At 48.8% G+C, this 11,791-nt stretch carries 9 protein-coding genes; all 9 read right to left on the bottom strand.

Annotated elements, in window-relative coordinates:
* Positions 1-2,591, bottom strand: a 2,591-nt coding sequence (locus ACN0TT_RS20035; RefSeq protein WP_417763893.1) for a hypothetical protein, incomplete at its 3' end; no start/stop codon positions are given.
* Between the two features lie 488 nt (positions 2,592-3,079).
* Positions 3,080-3,409 (bottom strand): hypothetical protein, encoded by a 330-nt coding sequence (locus tag ACN0TT_RS20030; protein ID WP_417763892.1) that lies wholly within the window; start codon positions 3,407-3,409, stop codon positions 3,080-3,082.
* 9 nt (positions 3,410-3,418) lie between these two features.
* The gene (locus ACN0TT_RS20025; RefSeq protein WP_417763891.1) at positions 3,419-4,078 is read right to left on the bottom strand and encodes a hypothetical protein; all 660 of its coding nucleotides are present in this window, start codon (positions 4,076-4,078) and stop codon (positions 3,419-3,421) included.
* Between the two features lie 54 nt (positions 4,079-4,132).
* Positions 4,133-4,876: a hypothetical protein gene (locus ACN0TT_RS20020; RefSeq protein WP_417763890.1), complete on the bottom strand. Its 744-nt coding sequence runs from the start codon at positions 4,874-4,876 to the stop codon at positions 4,133-4,135.
* A 38-nt stretch (positions 4,877-4,914) separates the two neighbouring features.
* Positions 4,915-6,717 carry a hypothetical protein gene (locus tag ACN0TT_RS20015; RefSeq protein WP_417763889.1) on the bottom strand — a complete coding sequence of 601 codons (1,803 nt, stop codon included), beginning with the start codon at positions 6,715-6,717 and terminating at the stop codon, positions 4,915-4,917.
* A 21-nt stretch (positions 6,718-6,738) separates the two neighbouring features.
* Complete coding sequence (locus tag ACN0TT_RS20010) at positions 6,739-7,848, bottom strand: VWA domain-containing protein (RefSeq protein ID WP_417763888.1); 1,110 nt, start codon at positions 7,846-7,848, stop codon at positions 6,739-6,741.
* Positions 7,833-10,055: a DUF5682 family protein gene (locus ACN0TT_RS20005; RefSeq protein WP_417763887.1), complete on the bottom strand. Its 2,223-nt coding sequence runs from the start codon at positions 10,053-10,055 to the stop codon at positions 7,833-7,835. Before ACN0TT_RS20005 ends, ACN0TT_RS20010 begins: the two co-directional genes overlap by 16 nt.
* The gene (locus tag ACN0TT_RS20000) at positions 10,043-11,098 is read right to left on the bottom strand and encodes an AAA family ATPase (protein ID WP_417763886.1); all 1,056 of its coding nucleotides are present in this window, start codon (positions 11,096-11,098) and stop codon (positions 10,043-10,045) included. The genes ACN0TT_RS20005 and ACN0TT_RS20000 overlap by 13 nt, the downstream gene beginning before the upstream one ends.
* A gap of 75 nt (positions 11,099-11,173) precedes the next feature.
* A partial coding sequence (locus ACN0TT_RS19995; RefSeq protein WP_417763885.1) for a DUF4132 domain-containing protein occupies positions 11,174-11,791 on the bottom strand: 618 nt, incomplete at its 5' end.

Genomic DNA, 11,791 nt, shown 5'->3' with positions numbered 1-11,791 from the left:
AGCGGCGGTAGTTCTAGCTGAGCAGCTCTTAAAAAATGGCTATGCACTGGCGGATTTATGAGGGGATCCTTCAGGACATAGTCTTTATAAGTCGAGTGATAACCATATGAAATGCTATACCCGCCTTGTGTTACTGAAAGTAACTTACCGACACTGTTTTTACCAAATGAAGTGACAATTGTTCCACTGGATGAAGGGATATCAATTTGATACACATACCCATCCGCAGCACTACCGTAACCGGCATAATAGTTAGTTGTGCTTCCTCCTCTCCCATTTGTGACTTTTGTTTTATTGTTGCTTAGGTATTCATACGTGCTGCTTGATACTGGAGAGGCTAGTCTTGCTGGTCGTCCAATTGCATCGTATTCACGCGAAACACCGAGAGTTTCGGCACTGTATGAGGACATGATAGATTCAAACAACAGATTATTATCACTATCAAACGCTCTATTCTTATATCTAGTAATATTCAGGGTGGTATCTTGATAGGATGTCAAATAGCTGCGATTAAACCCATCCAACATGTCTTCTTGTTTGTAATTACCTTGAGTTTTAGTAACACTATTCGTTCCATACGTATAACTGATATCATCACCAATAGGTAAATTAATAAATGTTACTCGGTTGTTTGAGTCATAAGTATAACCAAAACTATCACCATTTTGATTGGTAAAACTGGAAACATTACCAAAGTAATCTACGATGGCATTCATAGAGCCAATCGGATAGGTAATGGATCTTGGGACACCTCTATAGTAATTTCCGTATGTTGTAGTGTAACCTCTGGCATCTTTAACCGACGTCAATAGTGCACCAGCATAACCATAGATTGTATTGACGCCATTTTTCGTTTCACTTATTACTTGGCCATTAGTATTATGAGTTCTCGTTATCGAAAAATCCGTGCCAATTGTTTCATTCGCCAATACATCCAACAACCACTTTGAACTGTTGCTATAGTAACTGACGCTCTTGACTCTACTGCCAACGTTTCCCGTTTCAGTTATGGTTTTCGGTGAGCCATACGTTGTAAAATTGCTATATTGTGTAGTATACGAATCAGTCCCACCTAATCTATTTTCACTATATACAGACTTGGTTTTTAGTGTTTGATAGGTATTTCCTTCTAATAAATAAGTCAACCCGTCTAACGCACCGCCTATAACACCGCCTTTAGCCCAAGTATTTTCTGTCTTAACTACTAATCCACTGTTAAATACTTCTTCACTTAAAATTAGCCCTTCCTGCCAACCGAAACGTCTTGAAAATGTGGTTTTGGTGGTTATACCTTCGGGGTTGGTGATTTCAATATATTTGCTGTCAGATACGTTTGAACCAACCCTTCCACCGCTATTTTCTGAATAGGTGTATGCCCAAGTCATTGAGGGAAGGCTTGGGCCAGATATGGATTTTCCAACAAGAGACATATAGTTGGTATCTACATCTACCAAGTACCGTCCTGTTGGTACAAATGTTGTTTTTGGTACGTTAGAACGACCATGCAGAGTTTCTTTAACAGTAAAGGTGCCAACTGTACCGTTGGGATGCCGTATTGTTCCACTGCCAGTGTCTATTACTTGGTCATACTTTGATGGAGTAAGTTCTGTCTTTAGATCGGTAAGAGAGAATTCCCAATACCGCAAGTCTGGCAAAGTGACTTTACTTAAAGTTCTGTTAGTGTAGGTGTATAACCAGCTTCGGCCATTTGAAGTTATTTTTGAGATCAGGCCATCAGTATTATAGGTAAAGCTGATGCTTGCTCCATTTACTTCATTACTTTGGATCTTAGTTAGCTTTGCATTACTATATATATAAGATATTGAATTACCTTGTATATCTTCTTCCTTGGTTAGGAGTAAAGCCACCCTTGAACGTCCCCTAGGATTAGTAGTACTGATGCCCTGATATAAGGGATCATTCCGTGAGTAAGCTATCTGACCAAAAGTATATTTCGTACCATTGGGGGCTTGGGCACTATAAATGCCATTGGCGCAACTAATCGCCCAATTTTCGTTATTCAAAAAGTGTGTGTTGGCTGGCAGAGAATAAGTAACTTTTTTTGCATACAACTGTGAGGATGTAGGTACGCCTGCCAGCAATGGACCATTGTCACTATCTTGGGGATCACTACCTGGTCTCAACGTTTTTGTGGCAAGCCATCCATGCGTATTTGTGCAGTAATCAACTCCATTATGGATATTGGCTGGAATTGGGCCATAGAGTCTTGGCAAATCTAACGTCCAGTCACCAAAGACTCGATATGAGAAACTTGAGTCGCCTCCTATAATTCGTCTGACCTTGAGCTTTAAAGCACTATTGGTCGGAATAATTAAGTCGGTTTGACCAAAACTAACTTTGCCTGTGTAAGCATCATGTTGCTCGCCTAGTAAATCATGTGAAAGCACCCCGTAGTTATCGGCCGAAACACTATAGCGCTCTTCTGATGTAAAGGCGTCCTCAGTTGTTTCTTCCCCCGGTGTTTTAGCTCCGAAACTAGGTGCAGACAAAGCAGCCAGAAGTATTATCTTAAAGGCTTGTTGGATGCAGTTAACCGCAACATTAGACCTTCCTATAAAATCCAAATTCATTGAACATCCCTGTTTGTTTTAAAAATTGTAAAAATAATGTGTTATTTATCTCTATTTGTAACATTATTTAATGAGCTAGTGCAATCGCTTCCATCAAAGTAAAATAACAAACATTTTTTATCGGAAATAGTGGTGAGGCCTGAACGGACATCAACCACTGTTGACCGCATTATGAATCTTCACCGATCTGATCAACGACCAAGTGACACTATATAAGCAAAGAGTAGTAGTAAAATTAATAAGCAAAGAATTGAAGTAAAATTTCGACATAGATAACTATGATCGTGACTCAAGCATTTTGCATTTTAATATGTATTAACAATTATAAATTACGTCGCTACGCGTACTTACCCGTAAATGAAAATGAATCATATCTTTATACTCCAGATGCGCTGCTTTGCCGTGCAATACAACTCATCTGGAGCCTAGCTAATCTTGGCGATTACATCATTAAATGATTTTGGCGAGGTCTGCCTGAATCCCATCACTCAAAAAATCCGCGGTACGCCGGGCTGACGGTCACTGGCGGCGTCGTTGTTAGCAATGAGTTCCATTAACCGTTTAAATTGATCGGCGCGTGGGTCTTGCTGGATCTCTAATACGTTAATTGCTTGCACAAAACTGAGTAGGATTTGTTTAGAGACCGTCGACTCAGTTGTTAACTGCTCAGACTTCTCCGCTAAGGCCGCATACAGCGCATCAAAGGCGGCGCTGACAAACATTTGCCGCGCCAACCACGGGCCAATAGCGGCATCTACTTGCGCTTTCAAGGCTAAGTCATAGTGGTTTGGCTGTGATGGCGTGGCAAAGTCTGTCATGGGATTACCTTAGTTGTTGGTCAAGCTGCTGAGCACTGCGGCTCTAGGGATATCTTGCCAGCTCATGAGCTCTTGCTCCAATGCTGGGCCATGTTGTTGCAACCAGGCACTCATGTCATCACCGACATTTTGGCCGTAAATGCGGTGTGATACTACGATGGCGGTACCTATATCACCGTCAAGGCGGATACGTGCCATGGCCATTTCTAAAAAGGCTTCCGTTCCTAGCACTGCAACGACTAAGTATTCGGCTGGACTGGTTTCTGTGCGTGGCACTGACGCGGTGTTGATCAACATGCCGTTTTCTTGGTAGTGCTGCAAAATGTTGTTGGCAACAACGGCTAAGGTTTCGCCATCGGTCACTTGTGGCAGCACATTGATGGTGATCATGTCTTGCCATTGCTCTAAATCGGGTTGGTTAACGGGCGTGAACTCATATTGTCCATTTTCCTCCCAACGAAATTGATAGTCAGTGTTGTTGAAGTGAAGGTCGGTCGATGTCGTCTGTTGGTTGTCTTGAATAGACATAATCTTCCTTTTCAGTTGTTGAGTGTTGTGTTGCGTTTGGTCATTTTCACCTTGATTGAGCCAATCTTCTGCGGTGTTACTGGGTTGTGCCATCGGTGCCATCAGCCCCAACAGCAAGGCAAATATGGGTAATTGTCGCATTGAGTCAGTCCGTTATATCGCATGTTGCTATCCGTATTCTCTGTTTAAACGTCACTATTTAGGTGCGGGGGAGGCGATAAACGAGACAATCTTGCTTTGAAAGTGATAGATCTTTGGAAAATCGACCATAGAGTGGGGTAATTCACCCACTTGAGTTTTGCTGGCATCCACGCCTTCGAGGTTGATAAAGGTGCTGATGCCGTTGACGGTAACTTGCTCACCATTGGATAACAGTAGCAGTGTCGGGGCAAAGCCCATGCGGATTTCTTGTGCCCAACCGCATTCATGCCGTACTGCTTTAGGCAGTGCATAGGGGCTGGGGCTAATTGAGGCGATTGCCGATGCGAGACGGTACTCACGGTAGTCTTCTACCGGCGCATCGCGCTGAATGACTACTTCGGCAAAGGGGTAAACCGTGCCATCGTGGGTGGTGACTTGGCAAGGGATCGCGTGCGATTGGCGCCGATCTAACTTGTCGCAGTCTTCTATTTCTGCCAGCAATTGGTACTGCTCCGGCGTCAGTGTTAGCGCTTGGTCGTGCCACGCACTCACTAGCGGCAGTTTGTCGGCCGAGATATGGGCTAACATGCGCTGTTTGCTATCAAGATACCAGCGCTCATCACAGTGTTGGCAGCAATAGATATCGCCTGCTTTTAATGCCCGTTCGTGGTGTAAATTTGCCAGCATGATGCCGTATTCACTGTCTTTGGCTTGCTCGTGCATGTGCCGCCAGTTAACAGTGAGTAGCTTGCCAGCATGGCAAACTGGGCAGGGGGAATTAACTGATAACGTCTTCATAAAAATCTAAAACTTCCTTGTATCTATAAGAGCGCTGTCTATGCTTGACGCTCATGTACTAAAATCGGTTTTATCGCACTTAATTGCAGCAGTTGCTCGGCACAATAACTGGCTTGCAAGCGTTGTTCAACCCGTGTGCCATGTAGATATTTGGCTAATGTGAGCAACCCTAGCGCATGTGCCCGCTGAGCCAGCTCGGCTTGCGGCATCTGCGGAGATTGCGCCAATTCATCCACGGTCTTTAATAGCAGTTGCTGCACTTGGCTGCGCTGCGGCGCCGTTAACGTCGGCGGTTTCTTGGCATATTTTGCAAACCAGCGCGAGACAAAGTGGCTCGCTTTGGCACTGGGTACCTGGTCAAAATAGAGGTTGAACCATTGCTCCAGTTTTACCGCTATCGGACGCAGATACCAGTGGCTGCTGTCACGCTCAATTTTCGCGACTATCAGTTGCGGTAACTGTTGTTCCAGTATTGCCATATTGGCGATGGCTTTCTCATTGAGCGTTGACCATGGCAGGCTAAAGCATAGGGCGTTGTCGTGCACATCGCGATAGCTGAGCTGCATCACTTGCGCCGCTTCATCAAACTGCTGCTGGTGGAATTTTTTCGGTGCAAAACAGAGGTAATCAGCCTGCCAGTTAATGGCGTCAATATCGTTCACCGCATCTGGGGTGAGTGGTCGCTTACTCGCGGTTAGATAGGTGGCTTGTAACTGCCGTAATCGCTGCCAGCCATTGAGTTCTGCATGGAAAATATTATAGCTATGGCCTAACCAATCATTACCCGATGGCGCGCCTTCTAACAGCTGGCTACTGTGCCACACGCCGCGATAGTTGAGCCGCTGTTTTAAGCTGGCACGACTCTCTGCTAAGGTCACAAAACGGCCTTGCTCATCTTGCAGCACAATTGTGAGGCCATGGGCGCCGCCCGTGTGTTGCCAAGGATAGCCGCCAAGGCATAGCAGTTGCTGTGGTGGGGTGACGACTTCGGCGACATTGTCGGCCATATCTTCTTGCTGCAACATCGCCAGCAGTTGCCCCATCTGCTGCACCACTTCGCGGTTATCGCGAATATGCTCACCGCTAATATAATGGGCTAAACTGCCGCACAAACGTTTTAACGGTCCGACGGCAAAACCTGCTTTCTCCATCGGTATTTGCAGTAACTCAATCTCAAGCAGCGATTCTTGGCGTAACTGTGCCAACGGCACTTGCGCCAAGCTGAGCAGTTGGTTGAGACACTGCTGCTTGAGCTCTGTCCGTGATTGCTGCAGTAAATCTTGTTGGCGTTGCTGCTCTTGCTGCAACCATTCTGGCCATTCAAAGGCGTGTGCTTGCTGTTGCAGCCACAAATACACCGCCAGTAGCGCATATTTTTGGTTGTCGGCGTTACAGATAATGTCGCTCAGTTGGCTGACTTGGCTAAAGTGAATCGCTTGTTCCTCGATAACAACCTGCACCTGGGCGCCTTTATCGGTGATTTCCGCTTGCCAGCGCTGTTGGCTTTGGCGGTAGAACTGTCGTACTTTGACCTTTCCTGCGTTGCTCAGCAGTGCGGGCATATCGACATGAATGCCTGCCGTGGTGCTGTTATCCGCTGCAACTGCTGTTTGCTGCCAAGCATACAGGGTGGCGGCAATAATGTGTTTGCACACACCACTGGCGGCACAGTTACAACGGCTCAGGCTGGGATTGACCAGATCGAGCGTACCGTGCTGCTGTTCAAACTCAAATTGAACGGGGGCCGCGCCACTGAGTTCGGGCGTTGATTTTTGTAACGCTTTTTCGGCGCGACGCACTAAACCATCACTGGCGAGAGTGGCAAAAATGCTGCTATCCATGCGTGGGTATCCTGTCACACATTACTTCTGTAATCCCATGGTTTGCGCCAACCAGTTGGCAAAATGATCGGGGGTTAGCGAGGCGATCTGCATGTTTAAACTGTTGAGCTGCGCCGTGGCGTTACTGTCGTAAAACGGCACTGACTCGCTGCTGAGTGCGGTCATACCTAGCATTTTGACGCCGCTATCTATCAGCTGTTTGGCCTGTTGGTACATAGCGCGTTCTGGCCCGCCTTCGGCAAAGTCCGATACGGTGGCAATTACGGTGCGCGCTGGGGTTTCAACTAACTGCTGGCAGTATTGCCAGGCTTTGGCAATCAAGGTGCCGCCGCCCAGTTGGGTGGCTAATAACACTTCGACTGGATCGTCTGCTTGCTCGGAGAGATCGACCACTTGTGTGTCAAACACCACCAGCGACAGCTTGACGGTTGGTAAGCGTTTGAGAATGCCAGCTATCGCCGCTGAATAGATCATCGATGCCGACATGGAGCCTGACTGATCGATACATAAAATCACGTGCCAAGGCAGTTGTGGCTGCTGCCGTGAGTGAAAATAGATCCGCTCAAACCGCACCCGTTCGCCATCAAAGTGTTTGAGATTTTTACGGATGCTGGTGTGCCAGTCTAAGTTCGCCAGCCGTTTTTGCGGGCTGTGGGCTTGACGATTAAGGCGGCCACTGAGTTTGTTATTAAACCTTGGCTGTAGCTGTTTAAACAGTTCCGCAACCACTTTGCTAATGATTTCGCGTACCTGCTGTTGCAACTTAGGGTTGGTGTGCGCATTGATGCTCATCAACTGCTTGAGCAGCCCCATAGAAGGCGAAATATTGGCGAGCACCTTAGGTTCTTGTAGCAATTCTCTGACGTTAAAGCGCTCTAGCGCTTGGTGCTGCAAGGTGTCGTTCACGCTTTTGGGAAATAACTTTTCGGCACTGTCGAGCCACTCAATAATTGGCAACTCGCTGGCACCTAAACCACCGGACAGATGAAAGCCGCGTTGTTCCAGCCCCAGTTGGAACAGGCCATTGAGCACCTTATCTTGCTGTTGCTGCGGCGGGGTGAGCTGGTTATCTAACGCTTCGGCGTAGCGGCCGAGCACCAAGCGCCAACGCTGTTTTAGTGAGTAATCCATGCGCTCAATCCTCGTTGTGTCAGCGTTTGTTGCAGTTGCTGCTCTAATGCCATGCCTTGTTGCACGTCTTGTTCGCTCAGGCCTTGTGTGAGCCAGTCCAACGCTTGTTGCCATTGGTTTAACTCGCCAAGCGTGTGGCTGATGCCATCAATCTGCCGTGCGTCCATGGCACAAAACAGCTCGCGCAGCTTGGGCAGTTGTTCGACAAATTGGTGATCATCTAACGTGTTTAGACTGTGATTGAGCACTGGCAGTAAGCCGTCAGCACGGTTCAGCCAATGTGGCACCACAGTGATCAATGCCTGCAAAATAGCAAAGTGATCGCCGCTGTATTGTTGCAGTTCGGCTAACAATGGCGCAGGGGGATCGTTATCTAGATCGAGCGCCAGCGCTTTGAGGGCAAACCAAAAGCTAGGTTTATGCTGGTTGTGGCCAATCAACCACTGTAAGCGCTCGCGCCACGGCTGTTGCAATGACTGCTCTTGCTGGCGGGCGATGGCTTGTAGTGACAATAGCAGTTGCAGAGCTTCGGCATCGTCTAGCTGGTTGAGAGCAGGTAGATGGAAACTTAATTGCCGCCACAGCGGGGCTAATAAATCATTCAGTGTGTTGCTGGTAAATAGTGGGTGTTTACTCAAGCTAAACAGTTTAATAAAACAGGCGGTGAGTGCTTGAATGTCACTGCAATCATCAATGTATTGCTGGAGCTGCGTGTTATCCACCACATGCGGGCAGCCCAGTTGTAATGACAACACTAACTTGTCAAATAGCTGCGGCAGTGTGTCAGCGGGTAAGTTGGCCAAGTGTTGTTTGACGATGTCATCTAACGTGGCACCTTGGCGGCTCAGTTCAATCAGTGCAACTTCCACTGCGGGCGTCCATTGGTACTGCCAGCTCTCATGCTTACCGGCAGTATGGATACTATAAAACGCGCCGAGGCCGCGCTCATAACTGGCAAAACCGAGATTGAGCACCAACAGTTGGCTCAGTAGCTGACGCCGCTGCCGTTGCGAATCGGTCATTTCATACAGCGCAAAATGGCTGCGGCTTGGTGCGCCTATGGTTAATTTTGCCTGTTTGCAGCGTTGCATTACCTCTTCAACTAGCGGCAGTTGGCGGCTATCAGCGGGCAACTCTCCAAGGTCGTTACCGCGTAGTTGTTGCTGCCATGGCTGATAATCACTGGCGCTGCTTTGCTGTTTGAGCAAACAACTACCTAGCGAGTCGAACAAGTCAAAACAGCTAGCACGCTGTACGCCGCGCAGTTGGCATAATTGGTTGAGATGCTCAAAAGTGTTTTGCTTTTCAATAAAGCTCAGCTTTGGGAGCTGGTTGAGCAGGTACAGCGTCCAGTCATCGGCGTTTGCACCGTGTTGTTCAAACAGCCAACGACAAAACGCTGGGTAGGGCATACCGGCATCGTAACCACGGTGGGCATCGAGCAGTTCATCGGTGTAGCGGATCAAGTAGCTGTCATCGGCGGCATCGATGATGGCGGCGGTTTCATCGGCATAGCTAAATAGCGCACTGGTATGAAACCCTCCAGTAAGCACGGCAATCCGCTGATGCTGTTGTTGCGCAGCGCGAATGCAGGCGCGCATCTGCTGCTCGCGCGCGACATCGCCCAGTTGCGCGAGCGTGTCATCATCGTAATACAATCGGCTGGCGGCGCAGAATAGCAGCACCTGTCGAAAGAAGTCTGTGGCCGAGGCAAACGTCTGTTGTTCAAACAGCCGCAGCCATAATTCATCGCGATCTCGACAACCTAAGCTTTGTTGCAATTGACGACTGTACTCGGAACTTAAAATACGCGCATCACTCCAGCGGCTTTGCGGCTGTTCATCATCTTGGGTATGACAGTCGAGGTCGATAAACTGCACGGGCAGTTGCTGTTCGCCCGCCCAGCGCAACGCTTGCCATTCTGGGCTGTTTACCGCTAGCGGAAAGTAGCTACTGTTTTGGTAGATGGCAATGGGCGGCACCACGTTGGCACGCTGGAGTTGGGGCAGATGCTGCGCAAAATTACGCGGCCCTTCAATGAGCACGATATCGGGCTGAAACTCGGCTAAGCGTGTCAGTGCATGGGCGGCACAGGCGGGGCTGTGGTGGCGTACTGGCAACCAGCAGATATCTGAGTAGTCATACTGCTGGCTAATATCAGCTAGGCGCTGCTGAAAGGCATGACTGCTGCTGATTACTTCATCCACAACGCTTTACCCGCATTGAAAAACGCGCGCCACTCTTTGCGTTCACGTACCACGGCATCAAGGTAATGCGCCAGCTTCTTCACGTCGTCGGCTTTGTCTTTAATCAGCGTGCCATGCATCTGCTGTACTAACTGTTCGGCACTCATCGGTTGCTGCCAGTAAAGACTGTGCAGGGCGCAGGAGTGCACGATATTAACCGCTTCGGCAGTAGACAGTGTGGCATCCAGCGCTTGAGCGCCGAGGTTATGGCGCAGATCGTGGAACACTTGCACCAGCAGTTGCACCAGATCTTCATCCAGTTGTGGTTGCTCTGGTGCGTTGCTAAAGCGCGCTTTTACTTGGCTGAGGATCAATTCGCGTTCAAGTGCGACATCATTCAGCACCGGCACAGTTTCAAAGTTAAAGCGGCGTTTGAGGGCGCTGGACATCTCGTTAACACCGCGGTCGAGTAAGTTGGCGGTGGCGATGATGTTAAAGCCAGGTTTGGCTTGAATGGCAATGCCCAGTTCTGGAATCGTCAGCGTTTTCTCCGACATCAGCGAGATCAATACGTCTTGGATCTCTTGCGGGCAGCGAGTGATCTCTTCAATACGGACGAGCTTGCCTTGCTCCATTGCTTGATAGACAGGGCTTTGCAGCAAGGCTTCAAGGCTCGGGCCATTGGCCAATAGCATAGCGAAGTTCCAGCTGTATTTGATCTGCTCTTCGGTGGTGCCTGCGGTGCCTTGGATTAGCAACTCGCTGGTGCCACTGATCGCGGCGGCTAGCAGCTCTGACAGCATGGATTTGGCGGTGCCCGGCTCGCCGACCATCATCAGACCGTTGTTGCCCATAATGCTGACAATAGCGCGTTCAACCAGCGCATCGTCGCCGTAGTATTTGCGTTTAATGTCCAGCTTAACATCACCGCAGATAAAGCGTTTTACTGCGGCGGCCGAAAGCTGCCAGCCTGCCGGACGAGGGCCGCTATCTGCCTCGGCCAATTGGGTTAATTCCGTTTGATACGCCTGCTCGGCGCGGGCGCGCATAATGGTGTCACTCATTAGGTACTTCCTTAGTTATCACCTAATTGGTTCACCAAAGCGTAGCCGCTACGCTTTGGCGTTATCTATTTTCTATTACCAAGGTAACTTACTTTCCCACTCGGGGTCGGCGTGGCATTTCTTGGCAACGTCTTCATAGTCCAATGCGATGGCGTTGAGCAGGTTGGCGGGCACTTGAGCAAGTGTTAGCTCCTGATAACGGTTCCAGCCGCGGGCTTTGGGGTTGAGCTGGCACACTTTAATGCCATAGATGGCCGCGGTGACATTCTCTTCTGGCACACAGTTGCCGCTGAAACCAAATTCCACTCGCAGCCCCAAGTTATCAAACTGCTTGAAGTAGTGGTCAAAGAAACCGGCATCTTCAGCTTGGCTTTGCTTATAGCCTTTTTTAGTGAGCAAACCACGCAAGGTGTACGCATCGGTGAGTAAGCCCCGATGGTGTGCTAGTTCAATCTGCTCGGCTGTGGGCGTAACCGTAATCTGTTTAAGCTGCTCAAACAGCGGTTTAACTTTGTAGTCTTTCAAGTGCGCTTGCCATGCTTTGGCGGTGGCACTGTCTAACTGATTACCACTGACGAGGCGGATGCTGGCGCTCGCGGGCAGTGCCAGTTCTTCATCGTCGAGATCAATCAGCGCGCCATCTTCTGTTGGTCGAAAGCTGTGCCAGCCATCGGCCAGTTCAACTTGCCACAG

The organism is Shewanella sp. (assembly GCF_048265805.1).
Taxonomy (GTDB): Bacteria; Pseudomonadota; Gammaproteobacteria; order Enterobacterales; family Shewanellaceae; genus Shewanella.
Note: the sequence above shows the minus strand (reverse complement) of the source record. Positions and strands in the feature narration are given on the sequence as shown.